At 39.4% G+C, this 18,080-nt stretch carries 13 protein-coding genes and 1 tRNA gene; 3 read left to right on the top strand and 11 right to left on the bottom strand.

Translation table 11 applies throughout. The features are described from left to right. Positions 1–101 precede the first annotated feature (101 nt). Together V7M80_RS11725 and V7M80_RS11730 are read left to right on the top strand one after the other, a co-directional pair. A complete protein-coding gene (locus V7M80_RS11725) occupies positions 102–8,711 on the top strand; it encodes a PKD domain-containing protein (protein WP_333696365.1) in 8,610 nt (2,869 codons plus the stop codon). A gap of 11 nt (positions 8,712–8,722) precedes the next feature. After that, positions 8,723–9,748, top strand: coding sequence for a PorP/SprF family type IX secretion system membrane protein (locus V7M80_RS11730; RefSeq protein WP_333696367.1), 1,026 nt, complete (start codon positions 8,723–8,725; stop codon positions 9,746–9,748). Between the two features lie 24 nt (positions 9,749–9,772). Here V7M80_RS11730 and V7M80_RS11735 read toward each other — a convergent pair whose 3' ends face one another. From V7M80_RS11735 to V7M80_RS11780, 10 genes are all read right to left on the bottom strand, one after another. Continuing rightward, positions 9,773–10,360 carry a site-specific integrase gene (locus V7M80_RS11735; protein ID WP_333696369.1) on the bottom strand — a complete coding sequence of 196 codons (588 nt, stop codon included), beginning with the start codon at positions 10,358–10,360 and terminating at the stop codon, positions 9,773–9,775. After that, positions 10,357–10,536, bottom strand: a complete 180-nt coding sequence (locus tag V7M80_RS11740; RefSeq protein ID WP_333696370.1) for a GIY-YIG nuclease family protein — start codon at positions 10,534–10,536, stop codon at positions 10,357–10,359. The genes V7M80_RS11735 and V7M80_RS11740 overlap by 4 nt, the downstream gene beginning before the upstream one ends. Before the next feature lie 114 nt (positions 10,537–10,650). Then, complete coding sequence (locus V7M80_RS11745; RefSeq protein ID WP_333696371.1) at positions 10,651–10,893, bottom strand: GIY-YIG nuclease family protein; 243 nt, start codon at positions 10,891–10,893, stop codon at positions 10,651–10,653. Between the two features lie 114 nt (positions 10,894–11,007). Further along, the gene (locus V7M80_RS11750; protein ID WP_333696372.1) at positions 11,008–11,262 is read right to left on the bottom strand and encodes a GIY-YIG nuclease family protein; all 255 of its coding nucleotides are present in this window, start codon (positions 11,260–11,262) and stop codon (positions 11,008–11,010) included. Positions 11,263–11,304: 42 nt separating this feature from the next. Further along, positions 11,305–11,377, bottom strand: a tRNA-Met gene (locus V7M80_RS11755). Positions 11,378–11,637: 260 nt separating this feature from the next. After that, positions 11,638–12,186, bottom strand: a complete 549-nt coding sequence (locus V7M80_RS11760; protein WP_333696374.1) for a hypothetical protein — start codon at positions 12,184–12,186, stop codon at positions 11,638–11,640. Positions 12,187–12,227: 41 nt separating this feature from the next. Next, a complete protein-coding gene (locus V7M80_RS11765) occupies positions 12,228–12,638 on the bottom strand; it encodes a hypothetical protein (protein WP_333696375.1) in 411 nt (136 codons plus the stop codon). A 65-nt stretch (positions 12,639–12,703) separates the two neighbouring features. Continuing rightward, the gene (locus V7M80_RS11770; protein WP_333696376.1) at positions 12,704–13,372 is read right to left on the bottom strand and encodes a DNA alkylation repair protein; all 669 of its coding nucleotides are present in this window, start codon (positions 13,370–13,372) and stop codon (positions 12,704–12,706) included. A gap of 10 nt (positions 13,373–13,382) precedes the next feature. Continuing rightward, positions 13,383–14,396 (bottom strand): hypothetical protein, encoded by a 1,014-nt coding sequence (locus tag V7M80_RS11775; protein WP_333696378.1) that lies wholly within the window; start codon positions 14,394–14,396, stop codon positions 13,383–13,385. Between the two features lie 381 nt (positions 14,397–14,777). Next, a complete protein-coding gene (locus tag V7M80_RS11780) occupies positions 14,778–16,214 on the bottom strand; it encodes an NADP-dependent isocitrate dehydrogenase (RefSeq protein ID WP_333696380.1) in 1,437 nt (478 codons plus the stop codon). 358 nt (positions 16,215–16,572) lie between these two features. Here V7M80_RS11780 and era point away from each other — a divergent pair, with 358 nt between their 5' ends. After that, positions 16,573–17,457 carry a GTPase Era gene (gene era, locus V7M80_RS11785; RefSeq protein ID WP_333696381.1) on the top strand — a complete coding sequence of 295 codons (885 nt, stop codon included), beginning with the start codon at positions 16,573–16,575 and terminating at the stop codon, positions 17,455–17,457. 56 nt (positions 17,458–17,513) lie between these two features. Here era and V7M80_RS11790 read toward each other — a convergent pair whose 3' ends face one another. Then, complete coding sequence (locus V7M80_RS11790) at positions 17,514–18,011, bottom strand: hypothetical protein (protein ID WP_333696383.1); 498 nt, start codon at positions 18,009–18,011, stop codon at positions 17,514–17,516. Positions 18,012–18,080 lie beyond the last annotated feature (69 nt).

Genomic DNA, 18,080 nt, shown 5'->3' on the forward strand with positions numbered 1-18,080 from the left:
CAAATTAATAAAAAATGTAAATAAAGTGTTAAAATTTAACTTATTTTTGAGACCTTGATTTTAGGTTAGTCCTTGAAAATCATTCAACTAAATACGAAAAAATGAAAAGATATTTACCTCTATTGGTGCTCCTTTTGATGAGTCACATAGGAACGGCCTTTGCTAAATTTGATCCCTTGAATTTATCAGCAACGCTTACAGGTGGAACTACAGTTTGTCAAAATTCTGGAAACGTTACCTTGACTTTCACAGGGAGTGGGGGTACGGCTCCCTATACGTTTAATTATACTATTAATGGGGTTCTTCAAACACCTCTAATAAGTACAGGAAATAGCACAACTTTGAACATAAATAGTAACAACGCAGGAACATTTATTTATAATTTAGTAAGTGTTTCTGATTCTCAGCCACCAAATAATCCAACAACCGTAAATGTTAGTCAAACGGTTGTAGTTACTTCACCACCCATTGTTAATTTTAGCTTTAGCAATAATAATACTTGTTCAGGCACACAAATTCAGTTCACCTCCAATGTTACTGGAAGTGGTAATTATACATACTCTTGGGATTTTGGTGATGGTTCCCCATCTTCAACGCAACAGAATCCTACCCATTCTTTTCAAGCATTAGGCTGCGGTACTAGTACTTTTAATGTAACACTTACGGTAACTGGTGGTGGTTGTACTGTTACAAGGACTAATTCAGTTTCAGTTATACAAAAGCCAGATATAAATTTTACAGATGTAAATAGCCCTTTTGATCCTTTTAGTAATTGTTCCAATGCTTCCTCAAATTCGATTTACAGTATTACAGTTGGCAATGCTTCTACATCAACTTGTATTAGTTCATATTCAGTCAATTGGGGAGATGGAAATGTGCAAAATAATATTACTTTTCCAATATCACATATTTACAATCAGGTTGGTGTATACACTATGACTATGACAGCAACTGGAAGTAATGGATGTATTAGTACCAAATCTTATACAATAAAAAACATATCAAATCCATTAGGAGGCCTTAATAGCCCTGGATCAACCCAAAATTTATGTGCTCCTACACCAAGTTTACAATTTTCATTATCTAATTGGGGAACAAATTCATTGGATACAACCTACACTATAGATTATGGTGATGGAACTCCAAATCTAGTTTTGACCCAAAATCAATTAATTGCATCACCTTTTTATAACTCATCAAATCCATCAAGTTCATTAAATTATCCTATACCACACATATATAACAATAGTAGTTGTCCAAATCAAAGTTTTACCGTTTCTTTAAATGTAACCAATGCTTGTGGAACAACTCCTTTTACACTTGGAAATATATCAGTTATAAAAAGACCAGAAGCCGATTTTACTTCGCCTCCTATAGCTTGTGTTAATACAAGTGTATTGTTTACAAACACTACAATTGGTGGGTTTAGTCAAAATTGTAATCAAAATGCTATTTATACATGGAATTTTGGTGATGGTTCACCAACAGTTACCACAGGTCAATTATCATCGCCACAAAATATTTCTCATGTATTTTCAAATCCAGGAACTTATACAGTTACTTTAACCTCACAAAACTTTTGTGGTATTACAAGTAGATCAAAACAAATTTGTATTGAATCACCTCTTACACCTCAATTCACCGTTACGAATGATACAGGTTGTGCCCCTTTTTCAGTGTCGACAACTAATACTACTAATTTAAGTACAACGTGTTCTCCACCAACCTATAATTGGCAAGTTTCTTATGTTGCTGCGAATTGCGGAACAACTTCTGGCTTTTCCTTTACCGGTGGTACTAATGCCTCTTCAGCGAATCCTTCATTTAACTTTACCCAACCCGGTACGTATACCCTTACTTTAACCACAACCAATAGTTGTGGCTCGGCAACAACTACAAGAACCATAAATGTATTGAGTCCGCCTACCGTTTCTCTTGCTTCTATCTCAAATGCGTGTGGTGCAGTGAATATTTCTCCCAACGCAACGGTAAATGGATGTGCACCCACAGGTACTGCATTGACCTACAATTGGTCTTTTCCGGGAGGAACTCCAAGTAGTAGCAACAGTGCTAATCCGGGAACAATTCAATATGCAACTCCCGGAAATTATACCGTTTCATTGACGGTTTCAAATAGTTGTGGTGCATCAAATGTGGCTTCACAAACCTTTACCATTTCACCTATCCCCGAAATAATCAATACAATTTCAAGTCAAACGATATGTTCTGGCTTAACCACAACTCCTGTCGTTATAACTGCAAATCAGCCGGGTACAACTTTTACCTGGACTGCAACTGGAACTGTCGGTATTACCGGTTTTACAGCTTCAGGGACTAGTAATACTATTCCGGCCCAAACTATTATTACAACGGGATCATCACCCGGACAAGTACTTTATGTAGTAACGCCAACATTAAATGGTTGTCAAGGGAATCCCTTTACTTATACCGTTGTGGTTAACCCAGCCCCAAACATCACGACCCAGCCTGCTTCAAGTACAGTTTGTCTTGGGGGTAATCCAACACCCATGACTGTAGTGATCAGTCCTACAACACCTGGCGTAAGTTATCAATGGTTTTCCAATTCAAGTAATTCTAATACGGGAGGAGCTTTGATATCAGGAGCTACAACTGCTACATATACACCTCCAACTACAACCGTTGGAACTATTTATTATTATGTTGTTGTAACCCTACCAAGTACCGGATGTAACTCTCTAATTTCAAATACCGGTTCTGTAACCGTTGCACCTTTACCAACAATTACAACCCAACCCACGAATATTCAAAGTATTTGCATTGGAGGTGTTATACCTGCACTTTCAGTAAGTTATACAGGAGGATTGGGTACGCCAACTTACCAATGGTTTACCAATACTTCGCCTTCCAATAGTGGCGGTACAGCTATAGCAGGGGCAACTTCTAGTAATTATACTCCACCGGTTTTCAATACTTCCGGGACTTTTTATTATTACGTTCAAATCACTTTAACCGGAAGCGGATGTGGTTCGGTAGTGAGTCAGGTAGCAACAGTTGAGGTGGTTCCTGATCCGGTAATTGGTGCTCAGCCTTTAGCATCTCAGACTCAGTGTCAAGGGTCGTCGGCTACTCCTTTGGAAGTTACAGTTAGTGGCGGATTAGGTGCAATAAATTACCAGTGGTTTAGTAATACAAGTAACAATACCACCTCTGGTACAGCTATCACGGGAGCTACATCCAGTTCTTATACACCACCCACAACTACTGTAGGAACGTTGTATTATTATGTTATTGCTACACAAGGAGCATCGGGATGTTCGGTGACTAGTACTACGTCGCAAGTTCAAGTAGTTCCGGCTCCAACCGTATCTTCACAACCTTTGGCAACACAAACAATATGTCTTGGCGGTGCTACTACAACTTTAACGGTTGCGACTGTCAATGGTATTGGCACACCAACCTATCAGTGGTTTAGCCAAACAAACAATTCAAATACCGGTGGAACAGCTATAGGAGGAGCTACCACCAATAGTTTTACTCCGCCTTCATCCGTAGAGGGTACTCTTTATTATTATGTGGTGATTTCTTTTAGCAGTGGGGGTTGTACCAGTACAACTTCAGCTACATCAACAGTAACAGTAACTCCACTTCCCGAGATAGGCACCCAACCCACGAATACTCAAAGTATTTGCATTGGAGGTGTTATACCTGCACTTTCAGTAAGTTATACAGGAGGATTGGGTACGCCAACTTACCAATGGTTTACCAATACTTCGCCTTCCAATAGTGGCGGTACAGCTATAGCAGGGGCAACTTCTAGTAATTATACTCCACCGGTTTTCAATACTTCCGGGACTTTTTATTATTACGTTCAAATCACTTTAACCGGAAGCGGATGTGGTTCGGTAGTGAGTCAGGTAGCAACAGTTGAGGTGGTTCCTGATCCGGTAATTGGTGCTCAGCCTTTAGCATCTCAGACTCAGTGTCAAGGGTCGTCGGCTACTCCTTTGGAAGTTACAGTTAGTGGCGGATTAGGTGCAATAAATTACCAGTGGTTTAGTAATACAAGTAACAATACCACCTCTGGTACAGCTATCACGGGAGCTACATCCAGTTCTTATACACCACCCACAACTACTGTAGGAACGTTGTATTATTATGTTATTGCTACACAAGGAGCATCGGGATGTTCGGTGACTAGTACTACGTCGCAAGTTCAAGTAGTTCCGGCTCCAACCGTATCTTCACAACCTTTGGCAACACAAACAATATGTCTTGGCGGTGCTACTACAACTTTAACGGTTGCGACTGTCAATGGTATTGGCACACCAACCTATCAGTGGTTTAGCCAAACAAACAATTCAAATACCGGTGGAACAGCTATAGGAGGAGCTACCACCAATAGTTTTACTCCGCCTTCATCCGTAGAGGGTACTCTTTATTATTATGTGGTGATTTCTTTTAGCAGTGGGGGTTGTACCAGTACAACTTCAGCTACATCAACAGTAACAGTAACTCCACTTCCCGAGATAGGCACCCAACCCACGAATACTCAAAGTATTTGCATTGGAGGTGTTATACCTGCACTTTCAGTAAGTTATACAGGAGGATTGGGTACGCCAACTTACCAATGGTTTACCAATACTTCGCCTTCCAATAGTGGCGGTACAGCTATAGCAGGGGCAACTTCTAGTAATTATACTCCACCGGTTTTCAATACTTCCGGGACTTTTTATTATTACGTTCAAATCACTTTAACCGGAAGCGGATGTGGTTCGGTAGTGAGTCAGGTAGCAACAGTTGAGGTGGTTCCTGATCCGGTAATTGGTGCTCAGCCTTTAGCATCTCAGACTCAGTGTCAAGGGTCGTCGGCTACTCCTTTGGAAGTTACAGTTAGTGGCGGATTAGGTGCAATAAATTACCAGTGGTTTAGTAATACAAGTAACAATACCACCTCTGGTACAGCTATCACGGGAGCTACATCCAGTTCTTATACACCACCCACAACTACTGTAGGAACGTTGTATTATTATGTTATTGCTACACAAGGAGCATCGGGATGTTCGGTGACTAGTACTACGTCGCAAGTTCAAGTAGTTCCGGCTCCAACCTTTACAGGTCAACCCCAATCAAATGAAGTTTGCGAAGGAGGGACATTAGCTCCACTTCAGGTTTCTTTCACCAATGGTACTGGAACCGCTTCCTATCAGTGGTTTGATTCGGCAGGTCCTATTCCGGGTGCAAATTCAGCTACTTATACCCCATCAAATCTAATATCTGGCGAATATTATGTTGTTATTACTTTTTCATCCGGTGGATGTACCTCAATAACTTCCAGTACTGCCGTAATTACAATTGTACCACTTCCCGAGATAGATGTTCAGCCTGTTACACTTCAAACCGTTTGTGAAGGGGGTGTTGTGCCTAATTTTGTCGTTTCTTTTTCAGGAGGGACCGGAAATGCTACATATCAATGGTTTAGTAACAGTGTGCCATCTTACACCGGAGGTACTGCCATTGTTGGGGCTACAAATCCAAGTTTTACCCCGTCAGTTTTTACAACTGTTGGTTCTTATTATTTTTACGTAGAAATTAGTTTTGATGGAGTGGGGTGTGGAACCCTTGTAAGTTCCTTAGCAGAAGTAAATGTTATACCTGACCCAGTGGTTCAGCAACAGCCTTTACCAAATCAGACCTTGTGCCAAAACACTTCTGCTCAGCCACTCAGTGTTGTAGTTTCTGGAGGGATTAGTGGTAGTTTTAATTATCAATGGTTTGTGTCTACATCAAATAGTATAGGTTCAGGGACACCAATTTTTGGAGCTAATTCAAGTGAGTTTATACCACCAAGCGATGTAGCCGGGACTTTTTATTATTACAGTTTAATAACTCAAACTGAAGATTCCGGATGTAGTGTTTTCAGTGAAATTTCTAGGGTAACAGTCAATTTGGCACCTGAAGTTTCCATTCAACCGAACTCAAATATTTATTGTTTGGGTGATGTGTCTCAAGCCTTAACCTTCTCAGTGATTAACGGTGTTGGAACTCCAAATATTCAATGGTTTTTGAATACAACTAATTCAAATTCAGGTGGAACACCCGTGTTGGGAGCATCATTTGTAGATTTTACACCTCCTACAAATCAACAAGGCGTATTTTTCTATTATGCCGTAATTAACTTTCCTTCTTTGGTTGGAAATTGTTCTACGGTTGTAACTGATGTGGTTACTATTACTATAAATCAAGTTCCAGTTGTAAATAATGAATCAATAACCATATGCAGCGATAATTCATTTGAAGTTACACCGCAAAATCAGCTTCCAAATATCATACCTAGTGGGACTTTATACACTTGGACTGTCGTTTCTATAACACCACCTAATGCAGTGACCGGAGCTACAGCTAATTCCAATGAGCAATCCAGCATAGGTCAATATTTAATCAACACAACAACCAATCCAGCTGTTGTAATTTATGAGGTTACGCCAACTTCAGGGGACTGTGTAGGAGACGTATTTCAGGTTGTTGTAACCGTAAATCCTGCCATAAGTCCTAATGTCGTGGTTGCGAACAGTTCCTGTTTTCAAATTAATAATGGTTCTATACTTACAAATATTGTAGGGGGTATTCCTCCTTATACTATTACATGGACTGGGCCAAATGGTTTTGCCGCCTCAACTCCTTCAATAACCAATTTGGCTCCCGGTATCTATACATTACTAATAGAGGATACAGGTGATTGTCCTTATACTGCGAATTTTGAAATAACGGAACCCGACCCGATTGTAATTTCAAACGCCCAACAAACCGATATTACTTGTTTTGGTTTGAATAATGGAATACTTGAAATAGAGGTAACCGGTGGAACCATTCCGTATAGTTTTACTTGGACCCAAAACAATCTTTTTTACTCCAATGAGCAAAATCTGTCCAATTTGGCTCCCGGCACATATGAAGTGACTGTTACTGATGCGAATAACTGTAATCCGGCTTTAATGACCTTCAAAATTTCGGAACCCCCTCTATTAGAGGTATCTTTATTGAATCAGGTAAATATCGAATGTTTTGGTGATGCAACAGGTGCAGTAACAGTGCAAGCATTTGGTGGAACTATTTCGGGGGATTATACTTTTTCTTGGAATGGACCTAATGGATTTACAAGTAGTTCCCAAAATATTCAAAACCTTTTTGCAGGTACCTATCAACTTGTGGTGTTGGATGATAATGGATGTGAGACTTCTTTGACGGTTGTCTTAACTCAATCTCCTGAAATTATAATAAGCTATACTACTACTCCAATAAGTTGTTATGGTGCTAATGATGCTTCATTGTCTGTGACTTTAACCGGAGGGGTCCCACCGTTTCAATTTACTTGGAATAATTTAGCTACTTCTTTAAATCAGAATAATTTGTCTGCCGGGGATTATGTTATAACGGTTACAGATGCTTTGGGTTGTGTTCGTATAGTAACCATCAATATACCCGAAGCTCCGGTTTTTACTATAAATCCTATTGTAAATCAGATATCTTGTTTTGGGGCAAATAACGGAAGTATTAATTTGAATTTAACAGGAGGGATAGCACCCGTTACCCTTCAATGGAGCGATGGTAGTACAGCAGGATTAATTAGGAATAATTTACCCCCGGGAACGTACACGGCTACTATAGCCGATGGTACTCCTTGTTTTATTATACGTTCATTTACTATAATTGAACCACAGCCTTTAGTTGTATCTTCAGTTTTGACGCAGCCTTTAGATTGTTTAAATGCTGCTAGTGGAGCTATAAATTTGATAGTATCGGGTGGTACACCTCCTTTTATGTATCAGTGGTCAAACGGAGTAACAACTGAAGATTTAACCGGAGTAGTTGCCGGAAATTATGCTGTTACTGTTGTAGATGCAAATGGATGTACAATTAGTGGTCAATTTACTCTAATTAGACCAAATCCTTTAGTTGTTTCGGTTACAACTCAAACTGATGCAGATTGTGAAACTCGAGAAGTAATTCAATATTTCAATGCACAAGCTTCAGGAGGGCTTCCTCCTTACACATATCAGTGGTCAAGTGGAACGGTTAGTGGGGTTAATAATCAAACTATGCAGACCACTAACAATGGAATGGTAATTTTAACAGTAACAGATGCTTTGGGTTGTAGTATTAATTACAATGTAAATGTTGAAACACCGGTTATAGGTAATCCTAATATTACCACAGAATCTTTTGGGTATTTGACCTATGGAATTTACTCCGTAAATGACCCTATTCAATTCTATGGAAATGTTACAGGTGACTATTTAAATGTAGTTTGGGATTTTGGGGATGGTACTTTTTCCAATGAACTCAATCCGGTACACACCTATGAGTTGGAACGCGAATATATTGTAACTATGACTGTTACTTATCCTTTTGGTTGCACCTATGTTTTAACGATATCTCTATTAGTTGAAAAAGGCTATTTGTTGGTTATCCCGTCTGCTTTTACCCCTAATAACGATAGTTTAAATGATACGTTTCGTCCGGTTACCAGGTTTTTAAAGAGTGTTAAAATGGATGTTTACGATTCTTGGGGTTCTGTGATTTATTCTGAAACAGGAGATTCACTTGTTGGTTGGGATGGTAAAATCAAAGGGATTCATGCGGAAAATGGAAATTATTATGCTGTTGTAACAGCTGAAACTTTTTACGGAAGGATTTTTCAACAAAATCAAACGTTTGTTCTTATTAAATAAAAAATACACCTATGCAGTTGAGATTAACTTTCGTTATATTATTCTTTTGTTGCTTTCAAGTCAAAGCTCAAGATCCAATTTTTACTCAATATTATTTAGTGCCCGAAACTTTGAATCCTGCTTTTACCGGGATTTCTAATGCATGGAGTGCCGGAGTAATGCATAGGCGACAATGGCCTAATGGGAATACAAAAATTGATACACAATTTGCCTATGCAAATAATTTGGTAACTGATGAGATAGGGCTTGGTTTAACCGTACTTAATCATAATGAAGTTTTTACAAAATACAATTATTTTAAAGTGAGCGGTACTTTCTCCTATATCGTAGAGTTGAATTACGAGTGGAGATTGAGATTGGGTGTAGAGGCTGGTTTTGGCAGAAAAGATTTTAATTTTAATAATTTAATTCTGGAAGACCAAATTAATATCAATACCGGTGCTATCAGTCCTGGGAGTATTGACCCTGGTGTTATGGATAATTTTAACAAAATTAATTTTTTTGACGCTTCGGCTGGTTTTCTATTTGATTCGGAAGATGCTTGGTTAGGTGTTGCAATCAGACATTTAAACAGACCGGATATTTCTTTTCGGGAGAATGGGAATGTTCCGTTGAATATGTTTTTATCTGTGCATGGTGGATATTATGTAGAATTTGATAATTCTCCTTCAAGTTTAATTCCAGAAGGGTCTAATTTGCTTCTCACAGCAAATTACATGAGACAATCAGAGTATAATAGATTAGATGTTGGAGGGGTTTTTGAAACTGAAGTTTTTGGTTTAGGCGTTTTGTTTGCCACAAATCCTGAGCGTAAATCTTCCGATGGTCATTTTTTAACTTCTGTGAACCCCGTAATGTCCGTAAAATTCAGCGAATTTATATTTGGATATTCTTATGATATCAATACAACAAAGTTTAGAAGAAACCAAGGGATACATGAGTTTTCATTGATATGGCAATTTGGTAGAGATTGCAGCCGATGCAATAACTACAAAGTAAAGTTTCGTAGAGGAGGCGGTGGTTTGGTTCGTGCCTGATAAATACGTTTAGGATTTATTGCTCTACAAACTCCCCGAATAATCCTCTGGCAACATCGCATCAATGTCTCGTAAATATTTATCGAGAGCATCCATGGTTTTATGACCACTAATGAGCATGAGTTTACTTTTGGCTTCGTTTTGCGTCATCGTTTTTATAAAGTCATTGTAGAGTTTGGTAATAAACGTGTGACGGAAACTATAGAGCCCATAATTTTTATCCAAATTAAAATGCTCTTTTACTTTTTTAAAACGTTTAGAAAAATAGTCTCGTTTATGGGTTTCCTCGGTATCCCAAACGCCTCCAATGGTGTCGGGAGTGAATAAATCCAAGTTTTTGTCCATCTTGCTTAAATCAGGTAATTCCTTGAAAAGAATATCAGGAATAATTTTGGTTTTCACCGGACTATTCTTGGCTTTAAAGGTGATGATTCGGTTAACCACATCAACATCACCCACTTTGAGCCTTCCAATTTCAATTGGACGTAAGAAAGAATAACAAAGGAATTTAACATAGAGTAGTAAATGTGGATCATGGGTTTCCATGTACTCAAAAATTTCCTGTTGCAAAGTATTGGAATAGGTTTTGTTTCGCTCGGGTGTTGACTTCAACACATTGATTTTACGAACAAAATTTTCTCTGATGATTTCATTGTCCTACAAGGTCTGAATATTAAGGTGTATCCTTTTTTGCTTAAATGATTGTGTGATTTGAATCGTTCTATTAAATGGGAGGTATACCCCACATAGGTCTTATTGAAATTCTTTGAGAATAAAATATAAACCACAAATTCTTCCCTAATTGTATAAAAAAAGCTTCACATAACTGTGAAGCTTCTTAGTAGTCCGCCGAGTCGGAGACTCGAACCTTTGTCCGCCGTGGCGGATATGAGCCCATGAACTTATAAATTAGAGATAATTTCTTTAATATGCTCTCTTCCAATTCCGGTTTTAAAAAATTGTTCTCTTTGTAAAGCCTCTGCTTTTGTGGTGAAAAATTCAACATGAATTACTTCCCAAGGTCTATATTTTAAGGTGTATCCTTTTTTTCCTAAATGATTGTGTGATTTGAATCGTTCTATTAAATGGGATGTATACCCCACATAGGTCTTATTGAAATTCTTTGAGAATAAAATATAAACCACAAATTCTTCCCTAATTGTATAAAAAAAGCTTCACATAACTGTGAAGCTTCTTAGTAGTCCGCCGAGTCGGAGACTCGAACCTTTGTCCGCCGTGGCGGATATGAGCCCATGAACTTATAAATTAGAGATAATTTCTTTAATATGCTCTCTTCCAATTCCGGTTTTAAAAAATTGTTCTCTTTGTAAAGCCTCTGCTTTTGTGGTGAAAAATTCAACATGAATTACTTCCCAAGGTCTATATTTTAAGGTGTATCCTTTTTTTCCTAAATGATTGTGTGATTTGAATCGTTCTATTAAATGGGATGTATACCCCACATAGGTCTTATTGAAATTCTTTGAGAATAAAATATAAACCACAAATTCTTCCATAATTGTATAAAAAAAGCTTCACATAACTGTGAAGCTTCTTAGTAGCGGGAACAGGACTCGAACCTGTGACCTTCGGGTTATGAGCCCGACGAGCTGCCTACTGCTCTATCCCGCGATATATTTTTTTTAAACCTTTTAAGAACCTGTGTCCGCCGTGGCGGATATGAGCCCGACGAGCTGCCTACTGCTCTATCCCGCGATATATTTTTTAAATCTTTTAAGAACCTGTGTCCGCCGTGGCGGATATGAACCCAACGAATTGCCTACTGCTCTATCCCGCGGTGTTTCGGGTGCAAATATACAACGAATATTTAGAAAGGCAAGACTTTTTTTTAAAAAATGTGTTTTTCTCCTGTTCAGCCACTCTAGTCGGCATTAGGTCATAGCTTTAGCTTTTGCGGTTTCTATTTCCTGTATCCATAAGGTGGGCTCATTGACTACAAAATGAAAGGCAGTGCCTTCTGTGGTGGTTACAGCCAATCCGTTTGAAATCAGTCCCATCGTTTTACGAGGAGCTACTGCAGTAATATGCTTCAACAGAAGGGCCGTTTTACCGGTTTGTAAATTCCATTTATGGGAAACAAAAACAAGGCGGGTAGAGGTGAGGTACAATCGACCTCCTACCGCTTCTTTTCCGCGAAAGCAATTGGCCGGACCTTCATACCGTAGCAATTCATCGGTTGTAAATTCGGGTGGGGTTACTTGCAAAAAGCGATTTCCCATACGTGAGAAAAAATAAGGCATACCCAATCCCATAAGCAAAGCAAAGGTAACGCCTTGAAAAATCAAAGCGGGCCAACTGTAAAAAGACGAGGGACTAAAAAGATCCAGGATGCACAACAAAAGTGTAAAAAACAATCCGCTTACTAGGGCAAAAATCAATCGGCCTTTCCAAGACATTTTAGGAATCGTAGTTTCGGGCATAGAGATAAATTTTATATCGAATGAAGTTAAAAATTAAACATTTATTTTTTGGGAGCCCATTTGTACCCTAAATAGGCCATCGGGAAATAGGCCAAAATCAAATCGGTGGCGATAAACCAAGTGGGTGCCGAGAATAGAAAGACATTGGCTATGCCTCCTAAAAAGAAAAACAATCCCACAATGAAAGCCCCTTTTCCGGCAGCTTTCGGACATAATAAGGCGGCAACCAAAGCTCCACACAAGGTTCCCAAAGCATGTGCCAAAAACGGAAATATAAAGTGTTTGGGTTCAAACAGGGGAAGGGCTTGTTTGAGACCTTCGGCTGTGGATACATCGATACCCTCCGGTGGAGGAATTACAGAACCGCTTAACATGATAAGGCCCATATTTACAGAGCTACCAATGAAAATTCCGGCAATAATGGCCAAAATAAGACGAAGAATGGGAGGCATACGTTAAAGGTTTAAAGGTTAGGAAGTTAAAGGTACACTTTTTGACTCAATTACCAAGAAGCGGGTTACTTTTTTTGCCTTTTCACCATTTCGGTTATCCAAATGGGAGCAAAAGGAGACACACAACCTTTGGAGGTGGGATAATCCCGAAACAGGCCCAGCTGTTCACCCAAAGCCAGTGCCGACTCTCGGTAATTGGGATGGTGAATTCCTATCATGGCCAAAACCGTATTTTGTGTCCACTGAACCTCAGGTTCTGCTGTGGGCATTTCGTTCGCTATTCGATGCATCAAAGTATCCAAAAATTCACGGTCTTGGGTTTTAGAAACCAATCCTGCGGTTAAAGCCCAGCCCAATCGAGCGGCCCATTTGTGTGACGAAACCATCCATTGCTGCCGAAGCTTTTCACAATCCGGGTGGTCTTTCAAAACATAGGCACTAAACCAATCGGCAATTTGAACATAATCAATACTATGAACTAAAGCATCCAAGCGAGAAGCGTCCCAGTCGGTAGGAACCACAATCAAACAAGCTAACAAACGAGCGTCAATGTTTTGGGTTGCCCAAAGTTCGTTGGCCAATGCTGTATTTTTACCTGTTTTTTTGGCCAATTCCCGAATGCTGCCCAGTTTCAAACCATATTGATGACTTCCGGCTCCGTGTTTGCTGTTGTAGCGTCTCATTTGTTCTGAGCCCAAGGACTCCATTTCGGTCAATAGTGCGGCACAAGTCATTAGATTTTCATTAAGGGGTTAATGTAAAAGCCTGGGTATAAACCACCGAAACCGGTTTTTTTCGCATCATTCCGGGTTTCAGTTGGGGGAGTTTGGCAAAAATACGTTGCAATTCTGCGGCCAATTCCGGATTGCTATTTCGCAATAACTGATAGGTTACACGTCCGTCTGAAGCTATGGTAAACGTAACGAAAATTTTCTTTACTTCAGTATTTGCCACACTTTTGGGGCATTTAAAATGGGTTTTGAAAAACAAATTTAGTTGTTCACTAAAACAAGTTTGAAGTCCGGGTTCGCCTTTTTCCGATTCACAACCCGGAAAAACGGGAGGTTGTTCTACTACGGCATACGGAATATTGGTGTTGTCGGCTTCCTCAAAAGAGTCGTCAACCCGTACGGCTATTTCTTCGGAAGCGATTGAAATATTCGAATTTTCTACTCGTGGATAGTTGTAATTTCGAACAAAATCTACCAATGCGTCCCAGTGGTATTGCAGTTTCATCAAATCTTCCGGTTTGTAACGAGAAGGGTTCCATTCCCTTTGTATTTGAGTTTTAAAATCGATAGAAGTGGTGCTGAATTTGCCTTCGGAAGGTGGAACCCATTCCATGCATTTTTTGGAATCCATTTGATACACAAAACGTTCCTCATTTCCGGCAAAGTAGGTGTAGAGACTCACCGTTCCGATACCGATTTCCCGTAAGAAGACTGTTTTTTTTTGGGTGTAGTTCAAACCTGTACTGCCATTGCTAAATTCGGGTTGGTACCAAACCTCTTTGCGGGTAAATCGGATATGGGGCGAAACCAACAAGGCTTTCAATTGTTCTACCGGAATTGTAACAGGGTTGGCGTTTACATCTATTTTAAAACGAATGGTGGTAAAAGGTTTTGACCAATCTTTGGATTCAATGTAGCCGTCTTTTGAAGTCCCGTCGAGCAGTTGATAGGAACCTTTGGCAAAAGAGGCTTGAGTCCAAGCCGAAGAGCTAATAGTTAATAGACAGAATAGTAATAAGGCTTTCATAAAATAAGGTTAGGCAAATTCAAATGTACTAATTTTCACCTAATTTCAAAGTTATTCGGTTTGGAATTTCTTTCCTATAAGTTTATTGTAATCTCATAATGAAAGATATAACTAGTGTAAAGTAGGGGTAAATTTGAGCCAAGCCTAAGGGAGGATAAAGGGAGGATAGTGGGAGGATAGTGGGAGGATAGTGGGAGTAAAAGTTTTTGGGGAAAGTGTCTCCTTGTATCCCAATACCCTATAGTAGTATATGTAGCCTTTGCTCTTTGGAAATTAAAATTCCGATGGTCTCAGATTTGCAAATGAAATCCAAGCCACCGGAATTCCCTAACTACAACCTAAACAAATTTTTTGGTGCTCTTTAGGGCACACGGACTTTAGTTATTGCCCTTGTCCCAAAGAAAAGGCCGGTTTGCCGTTAAAGGCATATAAATTTTCTGTTTTGACTACTTCCAATTCCAAGGCTAGTGCTTTTTCAAGTAGTTGGGGGATAACAGCGGGGTTCAATACGGTACCGGATGGTGCGTGAAATCGGCAACGCCAATGGTCGGTACAAAAGGTCTCTTTGAATCCTTCGGGCCAAACTTTTATACCGCGATTGGTTATCATTTGTAAGGAAACACCGTTTTGTTCCAGAAGTTGAAGCCTTTGGGCTAAGTCTTCTGCATGTTCGCCACGCCAGTGTACAAAAACATCTACACCTAATAGCTCTTTAGGTTGGGGGGCTTTGCGGGTATATTTGGGTAAATTGAGCGGAGGGCGTTCGGCATAATCTACAGGTTTGAGTAAAGCGGGTTTAGAACCCAATCGGGCTATTACAGCTTCTGCAAATTCGCGGGTGCCTACTTTTTCTACGCTACTTCCTTCTTTAAAAATGTCATAGGTATGAATGCCGTCTTCCAAGGTTTTTAACCACGCATTTTGAATTTTTTCGGCTACTGCCGATTGGCCAATGTGGTTGAGCATCATTACAGCACCTTGTAGCAAGCCCGAGGGATTGGCCAAGTTTTGTCCCGCTCTTCGGGGTGCCGAACCGTGTATAGCTTCAAACATAGAACATTCTTCCCCTATATTGGCCGAACCGGCTAAACCTACCGAACCGGCAATTTGAGCTCCCACATCACTCAAGATGTCGCCATACAAATTGGGCATAACTATCACATCAAATGCCTCAGGCGTGTCGGCCATTTTAGCGGCCCCGATATCTATTATCCAATGTTCGTTTTCTATTTCCGGATATTCCAATGCAATTTCATTGAATACTTGATGAAACAAACCGTCCGTTTGTTTCATAATATTGTCTTTGGTAAAACAAGTTACCTTTTTGCGGTTTTGTTGTTTGGCATATTCAAACGCATAGCGAATGATTTTCTCACATCCGGGTCGGCTAATGAGTTTCAAACATTGCACTACTTCATCTGTTTGTTGGTGTTCAATACCGGCATACAAATCTTCCTCATTTTCGCGAACGATTACCAAATCCATTTCGGGGTGTTTGGTGGCTACAAAAGGGTGTAAACTCTTGCAAGGTCTTACATTGGCATACAATCCCAAAAATTTACGAGTGGTTACATTCAAACTTTTGTAACCTCCTCCTTGCGGCGTTGTTATAGGAGCTTTCAAAAAGATTTTGTTGCGTCGGATTACATCCCACGACTCCGGACTAATTCCGGCGGGATTACCGGAGAGGTAAACTTTTTCACCTACTTCAATCTCATCAATTTCTAGTGCAGCTCCTGCAGCTTGTAGAATGGCAAGGGTAGCATCCATGATTTCCGGACCTATCCCATCACCTTTGGCAACTGTAATTCGTGTCATTTGATTTGTGTTTCAATTAGTGGTACAAATTTCAGTATTAGTTTTCATATATTTTTATTTATATATTTTATTAAATACATAAATAATGTTTATGTTTTGATAAGCATTCTATTTAGAGGGATTCCCTTTTGAGTTTAGGTAGCATGCCTTTAGGGTTGTCTTTTTTCATTTTACAACTTCTTTATTTTTTTCGGATAAAGGGCTAAAGAGTAGCTTGTGTTCCGGGGTATTCTGTTCTTGTTAGTTTGGATTGGGAAGTGCTTTACGTGGGGTTTATAGTGGGGTATTTTGCAAACTGTTTTTTAAATTTGAGATACCAATCAAAAGAAAAGTTACCTTTGTACCCAAAAGAAAGATTATGTCGCATAAAGCCGGTTTTGTAAATATCATTGGAAATCCAAACGTGGGGAAATCAACACTCATGAATGCTTTCATTGGAGAAAAGTTATCCATAATCACCTCCAAGGCTCAAACAACCCGGCATCGGATATTGGGTATTGTTAATGGGGACGATTTTCAAGTGGTGGTTTCGGATACGCCGGGTATTATAAAGCCCGCCTACGAAATGCAAGAATCGATGATGCAATTTGTAAAATCGGCTTTTGAAGATGCCGATGTATTGCTTTATATGGTTGAGATAGGCGAGAAGGAACTCAAAGACGAAGCTTTTTTCAAACGCATTATACACAGTGAAATTCCGGTTTTATTGTTGTTAAACAAAATAGACCAATCCAATCAAGAACAATTGGAAGAACAAGTCGCGTTGTGGAAAGAAAAAGTACCCAATGCCGAGATTTTTCCCCTATCAGCTTTGCAAAATTTCAATGTTAAAGAAGTATTCGATCGTATTATAGAACTCTTACCGGAATGTCCGCCCTATTATCCGAAAGACACACTTACCGACAAACCCGAGCGTTTTTTTGTAAACGAAAACATTCGGGAAAAGATTTTATTGAATTACGATAAAGAAATTCCGTATGCTGTAGAGGTAGAAACCGAAGAATTTCTGGAAGACGATACCATCATTCGCATTCGTTCTTTAATCATGGTAGAACGGGAAACGCAAAAAGGGATTCTTATTGGGCACAAAGGGGCTGCTTTGAAGAAAGTGGGCATGCAAGCCCGAGCCGATTTGGAAAAATTCTTCGGCAAACAAATACATTTAGAATTGTTTGTAAAAGTAAGTAAAGATTGGCGTAGCAACAGTTTTCAACTTCGTCGTTTGGGATACAACACCAAGTAACAGTACAATCGATTTACTCGAATCAAATAGTAAGGGTTGCTCCTAACAAAGGGTATTTATTCTTCCAAAATACGCTCCATCAAGGCTTCCAATTCCCGTGCTTGTTGTAACCCTTTTTTCCGGTTGAGTCGGGCAATAAAATACAACAAAAACCAAGCATTGACCATGGCAAACATGACTACTAGGTCAAATTGAAACGGTTGATTTAACGACCATTTGGAAAAAGCAATCATGCTGAAAATGATAAAAATTCCGGCCACAATAAAATGTAAAAACATGAAAAGGGTCCACAATACCGGATCGGGACCAAACAAGCCCCGAACAAAGGTGTTGCCGTCTTCCATTTTTTCTAATTCCAAATGCAAGTGGGGCGAATGTTTTTCTCGGGATAACAAGCCAATGTGCAACCAAATATGATGGCCAGAAATTTTGATTTTATAATCCGGTTCTACAGTTGTTTTTAACGATTCGCATCGAGCCAAAAGTGTATCATACGGAACACGCACTACTTTATCAAACCGATATCGTAAAGGCAATTGGTTGTCTAAATCCATCTTCAGATTGGAGCTAAGGTTACAAAACACTAAGTTACAAAATATAAACGAAAACGTAAAAAAAGCCCT

Source organism: Flavobacterium sp. (assembly GCF_036759525.1).
In the GTDB taxonomy this organism is placed as follows: domain Bacteria; phylum Bacteroidota; class Bacteroidia; order Flavobacteriales; family Flavobacteriaceae; genus Flavobacterium.